We start from the raw sequence: 22,841 nt of genomic DNA on the forward strand, positions 1-22,841 counted from the left end.
CGACGATTCCGTGACGGACGGGTGAAGGCCCGTCCCCGCTCGGCCTCATCGGGGCGTCAGCCGGCATCCGGCACGGGGCAAACGGGCGCTGCGACCGGAGACGGCGCGTCGCGCACGGCCCGGCCGCACCGACGGCGCCCGATGCCGCACCCTGGACGGGCGCGCAAGGCCTGTATTACCAAGACGCATGGGACGACCTCGCCGGGCCGGGGCGCAGGCCGCATCGTAACGGGTGCGAAAAGGGTCGTGCCCCTCGTGTAAAACTGTCGCATTCGGGCAAACGATTATTGACGCGCCGGGCGCGGGATCGCATGGGGCTGCCACTCTGTGAACCGGAGAGACCAGATGTTGGACCAAGAGCAAGAAACAGACTTGATCGAGCGGGCAGCCGACATCGTGTCGGCGTACGTCTCGAACAACTCCGTGCCGATGACCGATCTGCCGGCCCTGATCAGCGCCGTGCACACGTCCCTGGCGCGCCTCGGCCTCGGGAACGAGGCCGGCGAGCAGGAGAAGCCGACGCCGCTGATGCCGATCAAGCGCACGGTGACGCCGGACTACCTGATCAGCCTCGAGGACGGCCGGCAGTACAAGTCGCTCAAGCGCCACCTCGCCACCCGCGGGCTGACCCCCGAGCAGTACCGCCAGAAATGGGGCCTGCCGCACGACTACCCGATGGTGGCGGCGAACTACGCGGCCCAGCGCTCCGAACTCGCCAAGAGCAGCGGGCTCGGCCGGCGCCGCAGCGCCTGAGATCCCGGACCCTGCCCGCAACGAGAGAGGCCCCCGGGCATGGGAACCCGGGGGCCTCTCTCGTTGTGCGTCGCGGCAGCCCGGGTCCCGCCGGCCCTCGCGAGGGCCGGCAGGGAGCGGTCAGAGGGGCTAGTGCGCCACGAGCCCCGAGGCCTCGTCGTCCGTCCGCGCCGGGGCCGCGGTCGTCGGCAGGGTCTCGTCCCAATCGATCGCCACGGGCATCCGCACGAGGGCGCGCTCGAGGACCTGATCCATCCGCGAGACCGGGATGATCTCCATCCCGTTCTTCACGCTGGCCGGAATGTCGACCAGGTCCTTGGCGTTCTCCTCAGGGATCAGCACGACCTTGATGCCGCCCCGCAGGGCCGCCAGGAGCTTCTCCTTGAGGCCGCCAATCGGCAGGACGCGACCGCGCAGGGTCACCTCGCCCGTCATGGCGATGTCGCGGCGCACCGGGATGCCGGTGACGACCGAGACGATCGCGCTCGCCATGGCGATGCCCGCCGAGGGCCCGTCCTTCGGGGTCGCCCCCTCCGGAACGTGGACGTGGATGTCCCGGCGCTCGAACATCGGCGGCTCGACGCCGAAATCCACCGCCCGCGACCGGACGTAGGACGCCGCCGCGGAGATCGACTCCTTCATCACGTCGCGAAGGTTGCCGGTGACCGTCATCTTGCCCTTGCCGGGCATCATGACGCCCTCGATCGTGAGCAGCTCGCCCCCGACCTCGGTCCAGGCCAGGCCCGTGACCACGCCGACCTGATCGTCCGCCTCGACCTCGCCGTAGCGGAACTTCGGCGGGCCCAGGAAGGTGTCGAGGTTGTCGGCCGTGACGGCCACGCTCTTCACCTTCGAGATCAGGATCTCCTTCACCGCCTTGCGGATCAGGTTCGAGATCTCGCGCTCCAGGTTCCGCACGCCCGCCTCGCGGGTGTAGCGGCGGATCAGCAGCATCAGGCCGTCGTCCGCGATCGACCACTCGCGCCCGTCGAGGCCGTGCTTCTTGAGCGCGCTCGGCATCAGGTGCTTGCGGGCGATCTCGACCTTCTCCTCCTCGGTGTAGCCGGCGATGCGGATCACCTCCATCCGGTCGAGCAGGGCCGGAGGGATGTTGAGGGTGTTGGCCGTCGTCACGAACATCACGTGCGAGAGGTCGTAATCCACCTCCAGGTAGTGGTCGTTGAAGGTCGCGTTCTGCTCGGGATCGAGCACCTCGAGGAGCGCCGCGGAGGGATCGCCGCGGAAGTCCATGCCCATCTTGTCGATCTCGTCGAGCAGGATGAGCGGGTTCGAGGTCTTGGCCTTGCGCATCGACTGCACGATCTTGCCGGGCATCGAGCCGATGTAGGTCCGCCGGTGACCGCGGATCTCGGCCTCGTCGCGCACGCCGCCGAGGGACATGCGCACGAACTCGCGGCCCGTGGCCTTGGCGATCGACTTGCCGAGGGAGGTCTTGCCGACGCCGGGGGGGCCGACGAGGCAGAGGATCGGGCCCGTGAGCTTGTTGGCGCGCTGCTGCACCGCCAGGTACTCGACGATCCGCTCCTTCACCTTGTCGAGACCGAAATGGTCGGAGTCGAGCATGGCCTGCGCGCCCGGCAGGTCCTTCTTGATCTTCGAGCGCTTGCCCCACGGGATGCCGAGCATCCAGTCGAGGTAGTTGCGCACCACCGTGGCCTCGGCCGACATCGGCGACATCTGGCGCAGCTTCTTCAGCTCGGCCAGCGCCTTGTCGCGCGCCTCCTTGGTCAGCTTGGTCTTCTCGATCTTGTCCTCGAGCTCGGCCAGTTCGTCGCGGCCGTCCTCGTCGCCGAGTTCCTTCTGAATGGCCTTCATCTGCTCATTCAGGTAGTACTCGCGCTGGGTCTTCTCCATCTGCCGCTTGACGCGGGTGCGGATGCGCTTCTCGACCTGCAGGACGGAGATCTCGCTCTCCATGAGCGAGAGCACGCGCTCCAGGCGCTGGGCGACCGTCGGGATCTCGAGGATCGCCTGCTTGTCGGAGATCTTGACCGCAAGGTGCGACGCGACCGTGTCGGCGAGCTTGGAGGGCTCGTCGATCTGGATCACCGCCGAGACCACCTCGGGCGAGATCTTCTTGTTCAGCTTGACGTAGTTCTCGAACTCGGACACGACCGAGCGCGCCAGGGCCTCGGCCTCGATGCGGTCGCCAAGGTCGTTCGGCAGGGCCTCCGCGTCGGCGGCGTAGTACTCGTCCGAGCGGGTGAATTGCTGGATCTTGGCGCGGCCGCCGCCCTCGACCAGCACCTTCACGGTGCCGTCCGGGAGCTTGAGGAGCTGGAGCACGCTCGCCAGCGTGCCGATGGTGTAGATCGCGTCGGTGGCCGGATCGTCGTCGGTGGCGTTGATCTGGGTCGCGAGCAGGATGTGGCGGTCGGCGCGCACGGCCTCCTCGAGGGCCCGGATCGACTTCTCGCGCCCAACGAAGAGCGGCACGATCATGTGCGGGAAGACCACGATGTCGCGCAGGGGCAGGACCGCGTAGTTTCCGGCGGAGCCGGGCACGACGGGCTGGCGCGATTTCGGCTGGGTCATCTGATGACTTCCTTGCTGGTGACACCCAGGTCCCTCCCCTTGCGCGGAGAAGCAGGAGGGACGAGGGGGCCGACCGGGCCGCGGGGGTCGGAGAACGAATGGGAGCGGCCGGGTCGCGGCACCGCACCTCGTTCAGGTGAGCGTGCGGCCGCCGCGTTGTGTCTCAAGTGGCTCCGGAAACCGTCGCTTTCAAGCGCCGTGCCACCCCGGCCGCATCCTGAGCAGATCGTCGCGGGGATGCCGCGCGGGGGCCTGCCCATGTCGTCGCGTCTCCTCGCCGCCGCCCCGCGGGCGGCGCGCCCCGCTGCGACGGGGGCGTCGCGCGGGCGACGAGGGACGAGCGTCGCGCCGGAGGTCGCCGTTTTCGCGGCGGCCTCCGGGCGGCAATCAGGCGCTGACGCTCGCGGGAGCATCCTTGTTGCGGTCCCCGTGGATGTAGAGGGGCCGCGCCTTGCCGTCGACGACCTCGGGCCCGATGACCACCTGCTCGACGGATTCGAGGCCCGGCAGGTCGTACATCGTCTCGAGCAGGATGCTCTCGAGGATCGAGCGCAGGCCGCGCGCGCCGGTCTTGCGCTCGATGGCCTTGCGGGCGACCAGGGTGAGCGCCTCCTCCTGGAACGTCAGGTCGACGTTCTCCATCTCGAACAGGCGCTGGTACTGCTTGACGAGGGCGTTCTTGGGCTCCTGGAGGATGCGCTTCAGGGCGATCTCGTCGAGGTCCTCGAGGGTCGCCAGCACGGGCAGGCGGCCGACGAATTCCGGGATGAGGCCGAACTTCAGCAGGTCCTCGGGCTCGACGTGGCGGAAGATCTCGCCCGTGCGCCGGTCGTCGGGCGCCTGCACGCTCGCCCCGAAGCCGATCGACGTGCCCTTGCCGCGGGCCGAGATGATCCGCTCCAGGCCCGCGAAGGCGCCGCCGCAGATGAACAGGATGTTGGTCGTGTCGACCTGCAGGAACTCCTGCTGCGGGTGCTTGCGCCCGCCCTGCGGCGGCACGCTCGCGACCGTGCCCTCCATGATCTTGAGGAGGGCCTGCTGCACGCCCTCGCCCGAGACGTCGCGGGTGATCGACGGGTTGTCGGACTTGCGCGAGATCTTGTCGATCTCGTCGATGTAGACGATGCCGCGCTGCGCCCGCTCGACGTTGTAGTCGGAGGCCTGGAGCAGCTTGAGGATGATGTTCTCCACGTCCTCGCCGACGTAGCCGGCCTCGGTCAGCGTGGTGGCATCCGCCATCGTGAACGGGACGTCGAGGATGCGGGCCAGGGTCTGGGCCAGCAGCGTCTTGCCGGACCCGGTCGGGCCGATCAGCAGGATGTTGGACTTCGCCAGCTCGACGTCGTTGTGCTTGGTCGCATGCGCCAGGCGCTTGTAGTGGTTGTGCACCGCCACCGACAGGACCTTCTTGGCGAAGTCCTGCCCGATGACGTAGTCGTCCAGGACCCGACGAATCTCCTTCGGGGTCGGTACGCCGTCCCGCGACTTCACCAGCGAGGATTTCGACTCCTCGCGAATGATGTCCATGCACAGCTCGACGCACTCATCGCAGATGAAGACGGTCGGGCCCGCGATCAGCTTGCGGACCTCGTGCTGGCTCTTGCCGCAGAACGAGCAGTACAGCGTGCTCTTCGAGTCGTTGCCGCCAGCCTTGCTCATATGGGTCTCCAAGTCCCCGACCGGCCCCGCCCCGGGGGCGAAGCCGTATCGCTTTTAGATAGTGGTGCCCGGCTAAAGAAACAGTCACCGCCCTTCGCGCGCCGGGCCCCCGGCGCAGAATCACGATGCAAACACGCAGCCATCCTAGGATCAATCCCACGGATGCGACACTCTCCCGCCAAATGGCCGCATGGCGGGCTGTCCGGCCCCGACTGCCTCGGGGCCGGCGCATCGCCCGCCGCGTCCGCGCCGCTCAGAGGGTGGGCGCCTCCGCGCGCTTCTGGAGCACCTCGTCGATCAGGCCCCACTCCTTGGCCGCGTCCGCGGTCATGAAGTTGTCGCGCTCCAGGCCCTGCTCGATGGCGTCGTAGTCGCGCCCGGTGTGCTTCACGTAGATCTCGTTCAGGCGCCGCTTCAGGGCCTCGATCTCGCGGGCGTGGATCAGGATGTCGGTGGCCTGGCCCTGGAAGCCGCCGGAGGGCTGGTGGACCATGATCCGGGCGTTGGGCAGGGCGAAGCGGTGCCCGGCCTCGCCGGCGGCGAGCAGCAGCGAGCCCATCGAGGCGGCCTGGCCGACGCAGAGCGTCGCGACCGGGCAGCGGATGAACTGCATCGTGTCGTAGATCGACAGGCCGGAGGTGACCACGCCGCCCGGCGAGTTGATGTAGAAGGAGATTTCCTTCTTCGGATTCTCGGCCTCGAGGAACAGCAGCTGCGCCACGATGAGCGAGGCGGAGTAGTCCTCGACCGGGCCGGTCAGGAAGATGATGCGCTCGCGCAGCAGGCGCGAGTAGATATCGAAGGCGCGCTCGCCGCGGCTCGACTGCTCGACCACCATGGGCACGAGCGCGCTGTTGTAGAACTCGACGGGATCTCTCATCTCAAGTGGCCCTTGGCTGCACGGGACCCGGCCGCGCCGCTGCGGCCGGGGTGACGGCGAATCGACGGATACCTCGCGGCCCCGACCCGCCGCCCGTCAAGGGCCACGGAGCGGGATCAAGCCTCGGCGGTCTCACCCGCCGGCGCGGCCTCGGCGGGGGCCTTCGTCCCCGCCTCGTCCTCATCCTCGTCGGCGAACAGCGTCTCCCGGGAGACGGGCTCCTCGACCAGTTTGACCTGCCCGAGGACGTGGTCAACCACCTTCTCCTCGAACAGCGGCGCCCGGAGCTCGGCCAGCGCCTGGGGGGTCTTGCGGTAGAAGTCCCAGACCTGCTGCTCCTGGCCCGGGAACTGCCGGACCCGGGCGATCAGGGCCTGATTCACCTCGTCGTCCGAGACCTTGATATCGGCGCTCTCCCCGGCCTGCGCAAGCACCAGGCCGAGGCGCACGCGGCGCTCGGCGATGCGGCGGTACTCGGCGGTGGCCTCCTCCTCGGTGGTGCCCTCGTCCGCGAAGGTCTTGCCGCGGCGCTTGAGGTCCTCCTCGACCTGGGCCCACACGGCGGCGAACTCCTGGTGGACGAGGCTCGGGGGCAGATCGAAGGAGTAGCGGGCGTCGAGGGCGTCGAGGAGGCCCTTCTTGAGCTTCTGGCGCGAGGCCGCCTCGAACTCTCGGCCCATGGTGGAGCGCACGGCGTCCTTGAGAGCGTCGAGCGATTCCATCCCGAAGGTCTTGGCGAGCTCGTCGTCGACCACGAGCTCGCCGGGGCTCTGCACGGCCTTCACGACGACGTCGAACTCGGCCTCCTTGCCGGCGAGGTGCTCGGCCCCGTAGGAGTCCGGGAACGTCACCGTGACGCGGCGCTCGTCGCCCGCCCGGGCGCCGACGAGCTGCTCCTCGAAGCCCGGGATGAAGCTGCCCGAGCCGAGGTCGAGGTTGATGTCCTCGCCGGTGCCGCCCTCGAAGGGCTCGCCGCCGATGCGCCCCGTGAAGTTGATGCGCAGCCGGTCGCCGCTCTCGGCCGCCGTGCCCTCGGGCCGGTCGGTGAAGGCGCGGTTGGCGGTCGCCATGCGGGTGATGGTCTCGCCCACCTCCTCGTCCGAGGGGGTGACGACGAGCTTCGTCAGGCTCAGGTCCGAGATATCGACGAGGTCGAAGTTCGGCATCACCTCGAGGGCGACCTTGAAGGCGAGGTCGGCCTTGGCGTCGAGCGCCTTCTCGATCTCGGCCTTGTCCTCGGGCATCTCGACCCGGGGCTCGAGGGCGAGCTTGAGCTTGTTCTCCTCGACGATCTTCTGGTTGGCCTCGTTGACGGCGTTCTGGACGACGTCGGCCATCACCGAGCGGCCGTAGACCTTGCGCAGGTGGGCGACCGGCACCTTGCCGGGCCGGAACCCCTTGAGCTGCACCTTGTCCTTGATCCCGGCGAGCTCCGTGGCGAGCCGGCTCTCGAGTTCGGTCGCGGGGAGGACCACCTGGAACTCGCGCTTCAGCCCCTCGGACTTTGTCTCGATCACCTGCATCGTCGTCATTCCGCCTATCGTCTCGACCGTGGGGCCCGGCCCGGCTGCGGTCCCGGGCGGCGTCCCGGTCGGGACGCCGTGCGACGGGAGCCGTCAGGGGAGCGGGCCGGCTCGAAAGCTGCTTGAACCCAATCCGTCGTGCGGCCTGGCGGAGCTGGTGCGGGCGGAGGGGCTCGAACCCCCACGACTCATCGTCACTGGAACCTAAATCCAGCGCGTCTACCAATTCCGCCACGCCCGCGAACGCGCACAGCCCGGGCGCCGATGCGCTCGGGCGCGGCTCTATAACATGGTCGATTGCCCGCGCAGCAAGAATTTTGCCCGGCCGCTCGCCCGCGGGCGCCGCCCCGGCTACAAGGCGCCGCGGCCGGTCCGCGGGCGGATCCGCCTCCGTCCGCGGGCGCGGACGCAGAGATCCCGGCCTCGCGAGGTGCCATGACGTCGACCCTGCCGCCTTCGCGCCGCGCGCTCCTCGCGGGCGGTGCCGCCCTGTCGCTCCTCGTGCCGCGCGGCGCCGGGGCCCAGACGGCCGAGCCGGCAAGGCCCGCCCCCGGGCAGGCGCCCCCTGCCCCGGCCCAGCCCGAGCCCCGCGGCCTCACGGCCGGGCCCGCGGCGGCGCGCCTGCGGCCCGAGCCGGCGCCGGAGACGCCGGTCTGGGCCTTCGACGGCACGGCGAGCCCGCCGGTGCTGCGGGTCCGCCTCGGCGAGCCCGTGCGGCTGCGGCTGGAGAACCGGACCGAGCGGCCGCTCTCGCTCCACTGGCACGGCGTGCGCAACCGCAACGCCATGGACGGGGTCGGCGGCGTGACCCAGGCCCCCGTCGCCCCGGGCGCGAGCTTCCTGTACGAGTTCACGCCCCCGGATGCCGGCACCTCGCTGATCCGGCCCCTGGTGGTCGGCGGCGCGAGCGAGCCCGCCGGGCGGGGCCTGTGCGGGATGCTCGTCGTCGAGGAGCGCAAGGCCCCGGTGGTGGACCGGGAGGTGCCCCTCCTGCTCCAGGACTGGCGGCTCGAGCCCGACGGGACCCTCGCGGCCTTCGGGCAGGTCGCCTTCGCGGCGAGCTCCGGCCGGCTCGGCAACACGCTCTCGGTCAACGGCCGCCCGGCCCCGGAGACCGTCGAAGCCGCCCCGGGCACCCGCCTGCGCCTGAGGCTCGCCAACGCCTGCAACGCGCGGGCGACGCGCATCCGCTTCGACGGCCTCAAGGCCTGGGTGGCGGCCGTCGACGGCCAGCCGACCGACACCTTCGAGCCCCTGCGCGCCACCCTGCCGTTCCCGCCGGGCACGCGCTACGACCTGCTCCTCGACGTGCCGGAGGCGGGCGCCCCGGCGGGCGCCGTCGTGGCGCTGATCGGCCCGGGCATGCCCCTCGCGCGGATCGTGCCAGGGGGCGGACCCGTGGCGGCGCGGCCCCCGGTGGCGCCCATCGGCGAGAACGCGCTGCTGCCGCCCGAGATCAAGCTCCAGAACGCCTTCCGGCGCGACGTCGCGATCGCCGGCGGGGCCGTCTTCGACAAGGCGAAGCCGGACGCCGCCCCGACCTTCACGGGCGATCCCACCCGGATCTGGACCCTCAACGGCGCGGCCGGCAGCCCCGGCAACCCGCCCCTGTTCACGGTCAAGCGCGGCACCGCGGTGGTGCTGGCGCTCATGAACGGCACCGCCTTCCCGCAATCCCTGCACCTGCACGGGCACGTCTTCCGCCTGCTCCATCCCCTCGACGACGGCTGGGAGCCCTACTGGCTCGACACCTTCCAGCTCCTCGAGGGCCGCACCGCCCGCATCGCGTTCCTGGCCGACAATCCCGGCCGCTGGCTCGTCAGCGCCACCGCGCTCGAGCGCTTCGACACCGGGCTCTGGGGCTGGTTCGAGGTGACCTGACGGGCCCGCCGGGCGTCGGGGGCCGCGCTCCAGGGGCCGCCCTTGGCCCGTCACGGGCCGCCCGCGGACCGTCACGGGCCGCCGGCGAGGCAGTCCCCGAGCACCCGCGGCAGCGCCTCCGGCAGGTCCTCGGAGATCAGCCCGGGCCCGTGACGGCGGCCGGCCTCGGCGTGGAGCCAGACCGCGGCGGCGGCGGCCTCGAAGGGCGGCATGCCCTGGGCGAGCAGGCCGCCGACGACGCCGCAGAGCACGTCGCCGCTGCCGGCGGTGCCGAGCCAGGGGGTGCCGTTGTGGTTGATGGCCGCCCGGCCGTCGGGCGCGGCGATCACGGTGTCGGCCCCCTTGAGGACGACGACCGCCCCCAGGAAGGCCGCCGCCGCCCGCGCCCGCTCGAGCTTCGATCCGGCCTCCGGGACCGCCGCGACGTCCCCGAGCAGGCGCGCGAACTCGCCCGCGTGGGGCGTCAGCACGGCGCCGGGCCGCCCCGCCCTCAGGGCGCCGGCGAGGTCGCCGGCCCGGCCCGAGAAGCTCGTGAGGGCGTCGGCGTCGAGGACGAGCCCGCGCCCGGCCTCGGCGGCGACCCGCACGAGGTCGCGGGTCGGCTGCCCGGTGCCGAGGCCGGGCCCGGCCACGATGGCGTTGAGGCGCTCGTCCACCAGGAGGTCGTCGAGGTCGTCCGCGTCGTCGCAGGGCCGGAGCATGACGGCGGTCAGGTGGGCGGCGTTCTCGGCCAGGGCGGGCGTCGGGGAGAACACCGTGACGAGGCCGGCGCCGATCCGCAGGGCGCCGCGGGCGGCGAGCCGCGCCGCGCCGGTGCGGGTGGCGGGGCCCGACAGCACCACGGCGTGGCCGCGGGTGTACTTGTGGCTCTCGTCGGTGAGGCGCGGGAACCGGCCGCGCCAGAGCGCCGGGCCGTTGTCGTGGGTGGCGACGCCGAGCGCCGCCACGATCGCGTCCGGGATGCCGATATCCGCCACCGTGACCGGGCCGCACAGGCCGCGGCCGGGCAGGAGCCGGTGCCCGACCTTGCGCCGCACGAAGGTCACGGTCTCGGCGGCCCGCACGGCGACGCCCCGCACCGCGCCGTCGTCGCCGTCGAGGCCCGACGGCACGTCGACCGCGAGCACCGGCACGCCGGAGGCGTTGAGGCGCCCGATCAGGGCCGCCGCCGCGCCCTCGACCGGCCGGGCGAGGCCCGCGCCCAGGAGGGCGTCGATCACGAGGGCGAAGCCGGCGGGGTCGGCCGAGGCGGCGTCGGCGACGGGGCCGGTCCAGGCCGCCGCGGCGGCGGCCGCATCGCCCCGCAGGCGGTCGCGGGCCCCGAGGAGCGCCACCTCGACGGAAAGGCCCGCCGCCGCGAGCGCGCGCGCGGCCACGAAGCCGTCGCCGCCGTTGTTGCCCGGCCCGCACAGGACCAGCACGCGCGCGCCCTCCGCCGCGGACCTCCCCTCCGCCAGGCGCGCGCGGGCCCGGGCCGCCACGGCCTCGCCCGCACGCCGCATCAGGGTCAGGCCGTCCGTGCCGGCGGCGATCGCGGCGGCGTCGGCCCGGCGCATCTGCCCGGTCGTGAGCAGCTCTGTCTCGTTCATCGTGCGAACCCCGGTGGCCGTGCTCGTTCGCCGCTCATCGCGGTCGCGAGTCCTGGATTGAGAGCGGCACATGCGCAACAAACGCGCAGCAATTGCCTAATTCATAAGCATATCCAGTCCGCTGGCCGGGAAATCCCCGTGGCGGTCGGCGCGGCACGATGCTAGGAATGCCGCCGGAACCGTTGCAGACCAGGCCCGCCCGGCATGAAGAAGATCGAAGCGATCATCAAGCCCTTCAAGCTCGACGAGGTGAAGGAGGCCCTGCAGGAGGTCGGCCTCCAGGGCATCACGGTGATCGAGGCCAAGGGCTTCGGCCGGCAGAAGGGCCACACCGAGCTCTACCGCGGGGCCGAGTACGTGGTGGACTTCCTGCCCAAGGTGAAGCTCGAGATCGTGCTGCCCGACAATCTCGTCGACGGCGCCGTGGACGCGATCCGCAAGTCGGCCCAGACCGGCCGGATCGGCGACGGGAAGATTTTTGTCTCCTCGATCGAGGAAGCGATCCGCATCCGCACGGGCGAGACCGGCTCGGACGCGATCTGATCTGGGTCCGCACGAGACCTGCGAGGCTTTCAAAACGAACACCGCGGCCCGTCGCAGGGACCGCGGCTTTTTGACGGCCTGACGGCCGCGCTAGGAAGGGATCCATCGAGAATGGCTAAGACCGCGACGGAAGTCCTCAAGGAAATCAAGGACAACGACGTCAAGTACGTTGATTTCCGCTTCACCGATCCGCGGGGCAAGTGGCAGCACGTCACCTTCGACGTGTCGCTGGTCGACGAGGACATCTTCGCCGAAGGCACGATGTTCGACGGCTCCTCGATCGCCGGCTGGAAGGCGATCAACGAGTCGGACATGCTGCTGATGCCGGATCCGGCGACGGCCTGCATGGACCCGTTCTTCTCCGCCTCCACGATGTCCATCGTCTGCGACGTGCTCGAGCCCGCCACGGGCGAGCCCTACGGCCGCGACCCGCGCGGCATCGCCAAGAAGGCCGAGGCCTTCGTGAAGGCGAGCGGCGTCGGCGACACCATCTTCGTCGGCCCCGAGGCCGAGTTCTTCGTGTTCGACGACGTCCGGTTCTCGGCCGATCCGTACAACACCGGCTTCAAGCTCGACTCGGTGGAACTGCCGATCAACGGCCAGACCGAGTACGAGGGCGGCAACCTCGGCCACCGCGTCCAGATCAAGGGTGGCTACTTCCCGGTCCCGCCGCAGGACTCGGCCCAGGACATGCGCGGCGAGATGCTGGCGGCCATGCAATCCATGGGCGTCAAGGTCGAGAAGCACCACCACGAGGTGGCGAGCGCGCAGCACGAACTCGGCATGAAGTTCGACACGCTGACGCTGATGGCCGACCAGATGCAGATCTACAAGTACTGCATCCACAACGTCGCCCAGAGCTACGGCAAGACGGCCACCTTCATGCCGAAGCCGGTCTACGGCGACAACGGCTCGGGCATGCACGTACACCAGTCGATCTGGAAGGACGGCAAGCCGGTTTTCGCCGGCAACAAGTACGCCGACCTGTCCCAGGAGTGCCTGTACTACATCGGCGGCATCATCAAGCACGCCAAGGCGCTCAACGCCTTCACCAACCCGTCGACCAATTCCTACAAGCGCCTGGTGCCGGGTTACGAGGCGCCGGTGCTGCTGGCCTACTCGGCCCGCAACCGCTCGGCCTCGTGCCGCATCCCGTGGACGACCTCGCCGAAGGCCAAGCGCGTCGAGGTCCGCTTCCCCGACCCGATGGCGAATCCCTACCTCGCCTTCGCGGCCATGCTGATGGCGGGCCTCGACGGGATCACCAACAAGATCGATCCCGGCGCGGCGATGGACAAGGACCTCTACGACCTGCCCCCGGCGGAGCTGAAGGAGATCCCGACGGTCTGCGGCTCGCTGCGCGAAGCGCTCAGCAGCCTCGATGCGGACCGGGAGTTCCTCAAGGCCGGCGGCGTGTTCAACGACGACTTCATCGACTCGTTCATCGAGCTGAAGATGACCGAGGTGATGCGCTACGAGATGACGCCGCACCCGATCGAGTTCGTGCACTACTACTCGCTCTGATCCGCGGACCCGCCCCGCTCCCGGAGACCGGATCGGGGCGGGTCCACACCATCGGACCGATGCCGACGAGGGGCCGGAGCGATCCGGCCCCTTCTGCATGGGCCGGACGGGGCCGGAGCGATCCGGCCCCTTCTGCATGGGCCGGATGGGGCCGGAGCGATCCGGCCCCTTTTTCGCGCGCGCGCGGGCCGGGGAGCCGGTCCGGCCCCGGCGTTGCTCCGGGGGGCGCCGCATCCCATATCGGGGTGCGGAGCCCCGCCCGACCGGCGCCGGGGCTCGCTGCGCACCCCCCTCCCCGAGTCGTCCTTTTGGCCAAACGCAACCACCCCACCCCGGCGCACGGCGCCCTCCCCAGCCGCGAGGCCGTGCTGGCCTTCATCGAGGGATCGACCGTCAAGGTCGGCAAGCGCGAGATCGCCCAGGCCTTCGGCATCAAGGGCTCCGACAAGATCGAGCTGAAGCGCCTGCTCAAGGACCTCCAGGAGGACGGCACGGTCGAGAAGGACCGCGCCGGCCTGCGCCGGGCCGGGCGCCTGCCGCCCGTCCTCGTGGCCGACATCGACGGGCGCGACCGCGACGGCGAGCTCACCGCCCGCCCGGCCCAGTGGGACGCGGAGGCGGGCCCCGTCCCGGCCATCACCGTGCTGACGCCGCGCGAGCGGCGGACGAACGGCCCGGCCCCGGGCCTCGGCGACCGCGCCCTCCTGAAGGTGGAGCCGGACCCGGACGCGCCCGGCCGCTACGTCGGGCGCGTCATCAAGGTGATCGGCCGCCGGAAGGCCGAGACCCTCGGCGTCTACCGCGCCCTCGCCGGGGGCGGCGGCCGCATCGTCCCGGTGGACAAGAAGGCGCAGGGGCGCGAGATCGCGGTCCCGCCCGGCCAGGAGGGCGACGCCCGGGATGGCGACCTCGTGACGGTCGCCCTCGCGCGCGAGGACCGCTTCGGCCTGACGCAGGGGCGGGTCAAGGAGCGCCTCGGCACCCTGGGCTCCGAGAAGGCCGTCAGCCTCATCGCCCTGCACGCCCACGGCATCCCGCACGTCTTCCCGCGCGAAGTCCTGGCGGAGGCGGAGGCCGCGCGGCCGGCCGGCCGCGACGGGCGCGAGGATTGGCGCGACCTGCCCCTCCTCACCATCGATCCCCCGGACGCCAAGGACCACGACGACGCCGTGATGGCGGTGCCCGACCCCGACCCCGCCAACCCGGGCGGCTTCGTGGTCACGGTCGCGATCGCCGACGTCGCGGCCTACGTGCGCCCGGGCAGCGCCCTCGACCGCGAGGCGCTGGTGCGCGGCAACTCGGTCTACTTCCCGGACCGGGTCGTGCCCATGCTGCCCGAGCGGATCTCGAACGACCTCTGCTCCCTGCGCCCGCACGAGGAGCGGCCGGCGCTCGCGGTCCGCCTCGTGATCGGCCCCGACGGGCGCAAGATCCGGCACAGCTTCCACCGGGTCACCATGCGCTCGGCCGCGAGACTCGCCTACGCGCAGGCCCAGAGCGCGATCGACGGCCGGCCGGACGACGTGACGGCGCCGCTCACGGAGCCGGTGCTGCGCCCCCTCTGGGCCGCCTACCGGGCGCTCGCCCGGGCCCGGGACGCCCGCGGCCCCCTCGCCCTCGACCTGCCCGAGCGCCGGGTGATCCTGGGCCCGGACGGCGGCGTCGACCGGGTGGTCGTGCCCGAGCGCCTCGACGCGCACCGGCTGATCGAGGAGTTCATGATCCAGGCGAACGTCGCGGCGGCCGAGGCCCTGGAGGCGGCGCGCCAGCCGCTGATCTACCGCGTCCACGACGAGCCCTCCCTCGAGAAGATGCGGGCGCTCGGCGAGGTGCTGGCCTCGATCGGCATCAAGCTGCCGAAGGAGTCGAGCCTCAGCCCGGGCCTGTTCAACCGCATCCTCGGCCTGGTGGTGGGCGGCGAGCACCAGCTCTTCCTCAACGAGGTCGTGCTGCGCTCGCAGGCCCAGGCCTCCTACGCCCCCGACAACCTCGGCCATTTCGGCCTCGCCCTGCGCCGCTACGCCCACTTCACCTCGCCGATCCGCCGCTACGCCGACCTGATCGTCCACCGCGCCCTGATCCGGGCCCTGGGGCTCGGGCCCGACGGCCTGCCGGCCGGCACCGACCGGGGCACCCTCGCGGAGGTCGGCCAGCAGATCTCGGCCGCAGAGCGGCGCGCCATGGCGGCGGAGCGCGAGACCATCGACCGCCTCATCGCCCACCACCTCGCCGACCGGGTCGGCGCCACCTTCGCGGGCCAGATCTCGGGCGCGACGCGCTCGGGCCTGTTCATCAGGCTCGACGACACCGGCGCCGACGGCTTCGTGCCGGTCTCGACCCTCGGCGCCGACTTCTACCGCTACGACGAGGCGCGCCACGCCCTCGTGGGCCAGCGCAGCGGCGAGAGCTTCCGCCTCGGCGACCGGGTCGACGTCAGGCTCGCCGAGGCCGCACCGGTGGCGGGCGCGCTGCGCTTCGAGCTCCTCTCCGAGGGCCGCTCCCGCGCCCCCGGCGCCGCGGCCGCACGCGGGCCGCGCCGGGGCCGCCCGGTCCCTGAGACCCGCGACAGCCTGACCAAGCGCCGGGGGAGGCGCCGGTGATCGAGATCCGCGGCGCGGGCCCCGCCGCCCCCGAGGACCCGGGCCCGTCCTGGGTCGGCGCCGTGGCGCGGGGCTTCCGGAACCGCTGCCCGCATTGCGGCGAGGGCCGGGTGTTCGGGCGCTTCCTGAAGGTGCGGCACGCCTGCGAGGCCTGCGGCACCGAGCTCCATCACCACCGCGCCGACGACCTGCCGCCCTACCTGGTGATCTTCGTGGTCGGCCACGTCGTCGGCCTCGCGGTCCTGGAGACGGAGATGCGGCTCGACGACGTGCCGCTCTGGTTCCAGATGACGTTCTGGCCGGCGGTCGCCCTGGCGATGTCCCTCCTGCTGCTCCAGCCCGCCAAGGGAGCGGTGGTCGGCCTGCAATACGCGCTTGGCATGCATGGCTTCGCCGCGATACGCCGCGGGCGGGCCGCGGCGGCCCCGGGCGCGGAGGTGCAGGATGGCGAGGGCAACGGCCGAGACGACCCGGAGGGCGGACGGGCACGAGGCGGCCCGGGCGACGGCGCCGGCCTCCACCGCGCCTGACCGGCGCAAAGCCGCCCTGCGGCCGCGCAACGCCGCGACCCTGATCATCCTCGACCACGCCGGACGCGTCCCGAAGGTGCTCATGGGCCGGCGCCACCAGGGCCACAAGTTCATGCCGGGCCTGTTCGTCTTCCCGGGCGGGCGGATCGAGCTCGCGGACCGGCACATGCCGGTGGCCGGCGCCCTCAACGACCGCGCCGAGGCGGCGCTCAGCACCCGTGTCACCCGCCCGCCCCACCACCTCGGCCGCGCCCTCGCCCTCGCGTCGATCCGCGAGACCTACGAGGAGACGGGCCTGATGATCGGCACCACGGCGTACGGCCCGCCCGAGACCACGCCGGACGGCCCCTGGGCCGCGTTCCGGGAGGCCGGCGTGATGCCGGACCTGGAGGCGGTCCAGTTCATCGCCCGCGCCATCACCCCGCCGCAGCGCCCCAAGCGCTTCGACACCCGCTTCTTCGCGGTCACGCGGGCGGCGGTCGCGGCCGAGACCACCGGCATCGTCGGTCCCGACGCGGAGCTGACCGAGCTCGCCTGGGTCAGCCTCAAGGACGCCCGCGCCCTCGACCTGCCCCGGATCACCGCCATCGTCCTCGACGAGCTGGAGAACCGCCTCGCCGCCGGCTTCAGCCCGATGCTGCCGGTGCCGTTCTTCCGCGAGGTGCGGGGCCGGCAGACGCGCGAGGAGCTGTAGGGCCGGCGCCGGCCCGGCGCCCGCGCCTGCGGTCGGCTCCCGGGCGCGGCCGCACGGCCGAGGCCTCGCACCCCCGTGCGCCCGCGCCGCGCCTTCCGCTCTTTGCCGCCCGCTCGCCAGGACGCGGCTCTCCGGGCCGCCAGGACGCGGCCCGCTGGGCCGCCAGGACCAACGATGACACGCGACCCCACCGCCTTCGACAGCACCCGCTCCGCAGCGATCGCGGCCGCCATCGCCTGCGTGGCGGTGGTCGGGATCGGGCTGAGCCTGTCGATCCCGCTCCTCTCGCTGGAGATGGAGCGGATGGGGCTCTCCAACACCATGATCGGTCTCAACACCGCCATGGCGGGCGTCGCCAGCATCGTGGTGGTGCCGTTCGTGCCCCGGGTGGCCGCGCGGCTCGGGGTGATGCCCCTGCTGCTGGGCGCCATCGCGGTCGGCGCGGTCACGTTCCTCGCCTTCAAGGCGCTCCACGGCTTCGCCTGGTGGTTTCCCCTGCGCTTCGTGTTCTCGGCGGCGCTCGGGGTGCTGTTCGTGCTCTCCGAGTTCTGGATCACCCAGGCGGCCCCGCCCGCGCGCCGCGGCCTCGTGATGGGGATCTACGCCACCGTGCTGGCCCTCGGCTTCGCCATCGGGCCGGGGCTGCTCGGGCTGCTCGGTACGCGGGGCTGGGCGCCCTACGGGGCCGGGGCCGCCCTGTTCTGCCTCGGCGCCCTGCCCCTCGTCCTCGCCCGCGGCCTCTCCCCCGAGGTCCCGGCCGGGGGCGGCCACGGCTTCCTGCGCTACCTGCGGGTGGCGCCCTCGGCGACGCTCGCCGCCCTGGTGTACGGGGCGGTCGAGACCGGGGGCTTCGCCATCCTGCCGATCTACGGCCTGCGCCTCGGCCTCGGCCCCGAGCAGGCCGCCGCCCTCGTCAGCGTCGCGGCCCTCGGCAACGTGCTGTTCCAGATCCCCGTCGGCCTCCTCGCCGACCGGGTCGACAAGCGCGCCGTGCTGCTCGCCGCCGCGGCGCTCGGGGCGCTCGGAGCCCTGGCGCTGCCCCTCGGCGCCGACGACCCCGTCCTGCTCGGGGCCATCCTGCTCGCCTGGGGCGGCGTCGCCGGCACGCTCTACACCGTGGGGCTCGCGCATCTGGGCGCCCGCTTCGAGGGCGCGGCCCTGGCGGGCGCCAACGCGGCCTTCCTGGTGCTCTACAACATCGGGCTCGTGCTCGGGCCCCCGGTCGTCGGCGGCGGCATGGACCTCGCCTCGCCGCACGGCTTCGCCTGGTCGCTCGCCGCCCTGTTCCTCGGCTACCTCGTGGTGGTGGGCGGGCGCCTGGTCCGGGCCCGGCCCGTCCCCGGGCGGGCTTGACGCCCGGGGGGCGATCGGGCAGGAAGGCGCCGCGTTTCGGCCGGGTCCTCCCGGCCCTTTTGCGTTTCGGTCCTCCGGGCGCAGTCTTCAAGCATCGAAAGAGGTCGCGCCATGGCCAAGGCCGTCACCGTCAAGATCAAGCTCGTGTCGACCGCCGATACCGGCTACTTCTACGTCACCAAGAAGAACTCCCGCACCAAGACCGACAAGCTGTCGTTCAAGAAGTACGACCCGGTCGCGCGCAAGCACGTCGAGTTCAAGGAATCCAAGATCAAGTAAGCGGGCCCCGGCGCCGGGACCGGCCGCTCCGGATTTTAGAAAGGCCGCCCGCCCGGGCGGCCTTTCTCGTGTGAGCGGGCGTGCGCGTCGCGGACGCGGCGGACCGTCAGGCGAGCAGGTACATCAGGCCCGGGAGGCCGACGATTCCGGCGGCGCAGCCGTAGGCCAGCCAGAGGCCCGGCCGGCGGGCCGCGAGGCGGCGCAGGCGCCGGGCCGTTGGCCCGGCCTTGACGTGGCGGCCGTTCACGCAGGAGCAGAGCAGGTGGTGCGCCTCGCCGGTGCTAAGCTCGAAGAAGCTCCGGGCATCCCCGAAGGTGTCGCCCTGCAGGCCGCTCGCCCGCAGGAGCGGGTCCGCGTACGCGAAGGCGAGGGGCGAGTTGTCGGCCCGGATCGCCGCCCGCATCCGGCGCGGCACGAACTCGATCTCCTCCAGGGTGACGAAGGCGCGGCCCGGCTCGCGCTCGAGGATCTCGGCCCAGCGCTCGAGGCGGGCCCGGCGTCCTTCGAGCAGGGCCGGAACCTGCCCGACGTCGGCGATGTCGCGGAGTTGACGGAGCGGCTGGTGTTCCATGCTGGGCATCCTTGTCGATGCGCGGCAGAGCGTGCGCGCTGCAGTTGAGCCAGCATGCAGCAATCGTGGACCCGATGCATTCGCGAACGTTAAGCGGGGCCGCTACCCCACTATATTGTCAAGCTCTTCGAGCTTGACCGGAAGATTCCGCAGATATCAACGCCCTGGCGCTCCCGGGACGCTGCCCGGGCGCGGACGGACCGGGTGCGCGGGCAATCCGTGCGACCCTGCGCCGCAGAAGGCCGGCGCGGTCAGGCCGCCGCCGCCACCACGCGGTTGCGCCCCTCCTTCTTGGCCCGGTAGAGGGCCGTGTCGGCGCGCTTGAGGAGGTCGCCCGGCGTCTCGTCGCCGGGCAGGCGCTCGGCCACGCCGATCGACACCGTGACGTCGATGGTGGAGGTGCCGCGGTGGATCGGGAACGGCACCACCTCGATCCGCTCGCGGATGCGCTCGGCGACCTGCCGGGCGCCGTCGAGCCGGGTGTCGGGCACCACGATCACGATCTCCTCGCCGCCGAAGCGGGCCACGACGTCGACGCCGCGGGTCTGGGCCCGGATGCGGGCGGCGAAGTCCCGCAGGACCTCGTCGCCGGCCTCGTGCCCGAAGCGGTCGTTGATGGACTTGAAGCGGTCGATGTCGAGGAGCAGCACCGCGACCGGGCGCCCGCGCAGGGACGGCTCGGAGAACAGGCCGGCGAGGTGGCTGTCAAGGTAGCGGCGATTGTGCAGGCCCGTGAGCCCGTCCGTCACCGCGAGCTCCATCGAGGCCTGGACCGATTCGCGCAGGGAGTGGGCGAAGCGGCGGCGGCGGACCTGGGTGCGCACCCGCGCCACCAGCTCGTTGCGGTCGATGGGGCGGACCAGGTAGTCGTGCACGCCGAGGTCCAGGCCGCGCATGATCCGGGCGCGGTCGCCCGGGTCGGCGATCATCACCACGGGCAGCGTGCGGGTGCGGTCGAGGGAGCGGAGCTGGCTGCACAGGCGCAGGCCGTCGAACCCGGCGAGGTCGAGGCTGACCAGCACGAGGTCGTAGGCGCCGTCCGTGGCCTTCACCAGGGCCTTGTGGGGATCGTTCTCGACCTCGACGCAGTGGTACTGCCCGAGGGCCGCCGCCAGCCGGTCGGCGGCGGAGCGGCGGTCCTCGACGATCAGCAGGTTCGCGTTCTGGCCGGTCTCGGCCGCCGCCGCCGCCAGGGGATCGCCCACGCGCGACGACATGGCGCGGCTGCGCAGCTCGTCCGTGATGGCCTTCAGGCGCACGAGGCTGCGCACCCGGGCGAGAAGGGCGGTATCGTCGATGGGCTTCGTCAGGAAGTCGTCGGCGCCGGCATCGAGCCCGCGCAGGCGGTCGCTCGGCTGGTCGAGGGCCGTCACCATCACCACCGGCAGGTGGGCCGTGGTCGGCGTCGACTTGATCCGCCGGCAGACCTCGAACCCGTCCATCCCTGGCATCATCACGTCGAGGAGCACGATGTCGCACAGACCCTTCTCGCAGATCGCGAGGGCGTCGGGCCCGTTCATCGCCGACACGACGTCGAAGTACTCGACGGTCAGCTTGGTTTCTAGCAGCTTCAGGTTCGGGAAGAGATCATCGACGATGAGGACGCGAGCCGACATGGCAGGTCAGGCCTTTCTCAGCTCTGGGGCTCGTCGCCGGCGTAGGTGCGGACCGTCGCCAGGAACTTCGCGACCGAGATCGGCTTCGACAGGTAGGCCTCGCACCCGCCCTCGCGAATCCGCTCCTCGTCCCCCTTCATCGCGAAGGCCGTGATGGCGATGACCGGGATCGCCTTGAGCTCGTCGTCCTCCTTGAGCCATTTGGTCACCTCGAGCCCCGAGACCTCGGGGAGCTGGATGTCCATCAGGATCAGGTCGGGGTGGTGCCGCCGGGCGAGCTCGATCGCCTCGATCCCGTTGGCCGTCTTGAGGGTCGCGTAGCCGTGAGCCTCCAACAGGTCGTTGAAGAGCTTCATGTTGAGCTCGTTGTCCTCGACGATGAGCACGGTCTTCTTCATGGCTCACTGTCCCCGAGGCTCCAACGGGCCGCGTCCCATGCCGACGGCGCCCGGAACCCCAACACTGTTAAGCGACACATGTTGATGAAACGCAAATTCGATGGGTCCACGAAGGGGGGCAGCCCCCGGGGCGGCGTGCTGAGCCAGGCCGCCGCAGAGGCGCTGGCCGGCGACGTCTTCGGTTTCGTCACCGGTGACCCGGGGCGGCTGATGCGCTTCATGGAGAGCTCCGGCCTGTCCCCGGCGGCATTGCGGCAGGCGGCCGAGAGCCCGGACCTCGTCGCCGGCCTCCTCGACCACGTCGTCGCGGACGAGGAGCTGCTCGTCGCCTGCGCGGCCGCCCTCGACGTGCCGCCCGAGCGGATCACCCTGGCCTGGCGCCGCCTCGGGCCGCCCGACCCGGGCGAGTTCGGTGCGTGAGCGCCGGTGCGGCGGCTCCCCCGCCGCCGCCCTGCCGCGTTCGCTGCGCCGCGCAGGCCCGCGGCTCCTCGGGCACCCGGAGCGCGACCGCCGCGCATCGCGCACGTCGATGGCGACGCCTTCTACGCGGCCGTCGGGACGCGGGACGGCCCGGCCCTGCGCGGCCGTCCGCTCATCGTCGGCGGCGGCCGGCGCGGGGTCGCGTCGACGGCCTGCGGCATCGCCCGGACCTTTGGGGCGCAGGCGGCGCGGCCGATGTTCCAGGCGCTCCGGGCCTGCCCGGGCGCGGTGGTGCTGCGGCCCGACATGGAGACGTACGCCCGGGTCGGCCGGCAGGTGCGGGCGATGATGCAGGCGCTGACTCCCCTGGTCGAGCCCATCTTCATCGACGAGGCGTTCAGCGACCTCGCCGGCACGGAGCGGCGGCACGAGGCCGGTCCGGGCGCGCGCTCCGGGGCCGCCGCCGTGCAGCGCGGCCGGTGCCGCCGGGCGCCGGCCTCAGGGCCGGCAATCCTTGCTCTCCGGCTGGAGGTCGATGCGGGAGAGGTCGCCCTTGAGCGAGAAGTCGCCGTAATCGAGGCGGAGCGCGCCGCTGACGCCGTTCTCGTAGAGGTCGAAGGCCAGCACGTAGATCGGGGTCCGCTCCCCCTCGCCCGTCGAGAAGTAGCTCAGCGTCACGGGCCAGTGAGGCATGGCCGCCATCACGCCCTCGCGCAGCGGCGGGTCCGCGGCCGGGGCCGCCCCCTCCCGGGCCGGCCCGGCGCGGCGTGGCCCGATCACCGCCAGGGTGTCGTAGACCTTGCGGCCGTCGTCCGACCCGTCGAAAACCTTCACGGCCACAGTCGTCTGGCCGACGCGCGCCGCCTCGATCAGGCGCCGCATGTGGGCGGCCGGGAACAGCACCTCGCCCGGCACGCTCACCCGCCCGCGCCTGGGCTGCTTCAGGCTCACGTCGAGCCCGGCATCGCCGCGCTCGGCATCGCCGTCGACCGGGGCCGTCGCCTTGCCGTTCAGGTCGGACTGGGTCCGGAACTGGAAGCTGCGGCCGTCGCCGCTCTCGAAGGTCGTGTTGCGCAGGTCCGACGTGCGGGTCCCGCTCTCGGAGCTCTCCAGCACGGTCACCTGCCGGTACTGCAGCGCCCATCCCTTGCAGGCGTCGCCGGTGAAATCGAACACGATGCGGCCGCGGGCGCTCTCCACCGCCCGGGTGCCGCCGCTCCCGGAGAGCGTCAGGTCGTACACCGCCCGGTGGGGCGAGAGGTGGACCCCGCCCGGCTCGGCGGAAAGCCCGGTCGGCGTCGCCGCCACCATCGGCAGGATACACGCGAGGAGTCGTCGCATGAGCTCTCCAGGGGCGGCCCTCGAGGCTGCCGTCGGGACAAGATAGGACCGGCGCCGGGGACCGGCAACGTGGCGCGGCCCCGGCCCCGGCGGCCCGGGGGCGGGCGGAACCGGCCCGGGCGCCGCGGAAT

19 protein-coding genes, 1 tRNA gene and 1 pseudogene are annotated in these 22,841 nt (G+C 72.1%); 11 read left to right on the plus strand and 10 right to left on the minus strand.

The window, feature by feature from the left end; translation table 11 throughout:
• The first annotated feature begins 345 nt into the window (after positions 1-345).
• Positions 346-753 carry a Ros/MucR family transcriptional regulator gene (locus DT057_RS16050; RefSeq protein ID WP_128563112.1) on the plus strand — a complete coding sequence of 136 codons (408 nt, stop codon included), beginning with the start codon at positions 346-348 and terminating at the stop codon, positions 751-753.
• Positions 754-882: 129 nt separating this feature from the next.
• On the opposite strand, the gene lon is transcribed toward DT057_RS16050, so the two are convergent.
• The 5 genes from lon to DT057_RS16075 form a co-directional block, all read right to left on the minus strand.
• Complete coding sequence (gene lon, locus DT057_RS16055) at positions 883-3,309, minus strand: endopeptidase La (RefSeq protein ID WP_128563113.1); 2,427 nt, start codon at positions 3,307-3,309, stop codon at positions 883-885.
• Between the two features lie 387 nt (positions 3,310-3,696).
• Positions 3,697-4,968 carry an ATP-dependent Clp protease ATP-binding subunit ClpX gene (gene clpX, locus DT057_RS16060; protein WP_128563114.1) on the minus strand — a complete coding sequence of 424 codons (1,272 nt, stop codon included), beginning with the start codon at positions 4,966-4,968 and terminating at the stop codon, positions 3,697-3,699.
• Positions 4,969-5,221: 253 nt separating this feature from the next.
• Positions 5,222-5,848 (minus strand): ATP-dependent Clp protease proteolytic subunit, encoded by a 627-nt coding sequence (locus DT057_RS16065; RefSeq protein WP_128563115.1) that lies wholly within the window; start codon positions 5,846-5,848, stop codon positions 5,222-5,224.
• 116 nt (positions 5,849-5,964) lie between these two features.
• On the minus strand, positions 5,965-7,371 hold the full coding sequence (gene tig, locus DT057_RS16070) for a trigger factor (protein WP_128563152.1): 1,407 nt from the start codon (positions 7,369-7,371) through the stop codon (positions 5,965-5,967).
• A gap of 155 nt (positions 7,372-7,526) precedes the next feature.
• Positions 7,527-7,612: transfer RNA gene (locus tag DT057_RS16075), tRNA-Leu, on the minus strand.
• A gap of 194 nt (positions 7,613-7,806) precedes the next feature.
• Between DT057_RS16075 and DT057_RS16080 the strand changes: the two genes are divergently transcribed.
• Entirely contained in the window at positions 7,807-9,252 is a 1,446-nt protein-coding gene (locus DT057_RS16080) for a multicopper oxidase family protein (RefSeq protein ID WP_128563116.1), read from the plus strand.
• Between the two features lie 71 nt (positions 9,253-9,323).
• Here DT057_RS16080 and DT057_RS16085 read toward each other — a convergent pair whose 3' ends face one another.
• Positions 9,324-10,841: an NAD(P)H-hydrate dehydratase gene (locus DT057_RS16085; protein WP_128563117.1), complete on the minus strand. Its 1,518-nt coding sequence runs from the start codon at positions 10,839-10,841 to the stop codon at positions 9,324-9,326.
• Between the two features lie 204 nt (positions 10,842-11,045).
• Between DT057_RS16085 and DT057_RS16090 the strand changes: the two genes are divergently transcribed.
• From DT057_RS16090 to rpmG, 7 genes are all read left to right on the plus strand, one after another.
• Positions 11,046-11,384 carry a P-II family nitrogen regulator gene (locus DT057_RS16090; RefSeq protein ID WP_128563118.1) on the plus strand — a complete coding sequence of 113 codons (339 nt, stop codon included), beginning with the start codon at positions 11,046-11,048 and terminating at the stop codon, positions 11,382-11,384.
• A gap of 111 nt (positions 11,385-11,495) precedes the next feature.
• Positions 11,496-12,908, plus strand: coding sequence for a type I glutamate--ammonia ligase (glnA, locus tag DT057_RS16095; protein WP_128563119.1), 1,413 nt, complete (start codon positions 11,496-11,498; stop codon positions 12,906-12,908).
• A 308-nt stretch (positions 12,909-13,216) separates the two neighbouring features.
• Positions 13,217-15,508, plus strand: a complete 2,292-nt coding sequence (rnr, locus tag DT057_RS16100; RefSeq protein WP_128563120.1) for a ribonuclease R — start codon at positions 13,217-13,219, stop codon at positions 15,506-15,508.
• On the plus strand, positions 15,505-16,038 hold the full coding sequence (locus DT057_RS16105) for a DUF983 domain-containing protein (RefSeq protein WP_407068128.1): 534 nt from the start codon (positions 15,505-15,507) through the stop codon (positions 16,036-16,038). Before rnr ends, DT057_RS16105 begins: the two co-directional genes overlap by 4 nt.
• Positions 15,953-16,732 carry an NUDIX hydrolase gene (locus DT057_RS16110; protein ID WP_162501421.1) on the plus strand — a complete coding sequence of 260 codons (780 nt, stop codon included), beginning with the start codon at positions 15,953-15,955 and terminating at the stop codon, positions 16,730-16,732. Before DT057_RS16105 ends, DT057_RS16110 begins: the two co-directional genes overlap by 86 nt.
• Before the next feature lie 174 nt (positions 16,733-16,906).
• Positions 16,907-18,085 carry an MFS transporter gene (locus DT057_RS16115; RefSeq protein ID WP_128563121.1) on the plus strand — a complete coding sequence of 393 codons (1,179 nt, stop codon included), beginning with the start codon at positions 16,907-16,909 and terminating at the stop codon, positions 18,083-18,085.
• A gap of 111 nt (positions 18,086-18,196) precedes the next feature.
• The gene (gene rpmG / locus DT057_RS16120; RefSeq protein ID WP_128563122.1) at positions 18,197-18,364 is read left to right on the plus strand and encodes a 50S ribosomal protein L33; all 168 of its coding nucleotides are present in this window, start codon (positions 18,197-18,199) and stop codon (positions 18,362-18,364) included.
• A 106-nt stretch (positions 18,365-18,470) separates the two neighbouring features.
• Here rpmG and DT057_RS16125 read toward each other — a convergent pair whose 3' ends face one another.
• The 3 genes from DT057_RS16125 to DT057_RS16135 form a co-directional block, all read right to left on the minus strand.
• Positions 18,471-18,935: a hypothetical protein gene (locus DT057_RS16125; protein WP_128563123.1), complete on the minus strand. Its 465-nt coding sequence runs from the start codon at positions 18,933-18,935 to the stop codon at positions 18,471-18,473.
• Positions 18,936-19,186: 251 nt separating this feature from the next.
• A complete protein-coding gene (locus DT057_RS16130; RefSeq protein ID WP_128563124.1) occupies positions 19,187-20,551 on the minus strand; it encodes a PleD family two-component system response regulator in 1,365 nt (454 codons plus the stop codon).
• A gap of 17 nt (positions 20,552-20,568) precedes the next feature.
• Entirely contained in the window at positions 20,569-20,949 is a 381-nt protein-coding gene (locus DT057_RS16135; protein WP_128563125.1) for a response regulator, read from the minus strand.
• An 84-nt stretch (positions 20,950-21,033) separates the two neighbouring features.
• On the opposite strand from DT057_RS16135, the gene DT057_RS16140 reads away from it, so the two are divergent.
• Positions 21,034-21,369 carry a DUF3572 domain-containing protein gene (locus DT057_RS16140; protein ID WP_128563126.1) on the plus strand — a complete coding sequence of 112 codons (336 nt, stop codon included), beginning with the start codon at positions 21,034-21,036 and terminating at the stop codon, positions 21,367-21,369.
• A 43-nt stretch (positions 21,370-21,412) separates the two neighbouring features.
• Positions 21,413-21,810 (plus strand): annotated as a pseudogene (locus DT057_RS16145) (Y-family DNA polymerase); the annotation flags it as partial.
• Between the two features lie 57 nt (positions 21,811-21,867).
• Here the strand turns inward: DT057_RS16145 and DT057_RS16150 are convergent.
• Entirely contained in the window at positions 21,868-22,710 is an 843-nt protein-coding gene (locus DT057_RS16150; protein ID WP_128563127.1) for a cell envelope integrity EipB family protein, read from the minus strand.
• Between the last annotated feature and the right edge of the window lie 131 nt (positions 22,711-22,841).

It is taken from the genome of Methylobacterium crusticola (genome assembly GCF_003574465.1).
In the GTDB taxonomy this organism is placed as follows: domain Bacteria; phylum Pseudomonadota; class Alphaproteobacteria; order Rhizobiales; family Beijerinckiaceae; genus Methylobacterium; species Methylobacterium crusticola.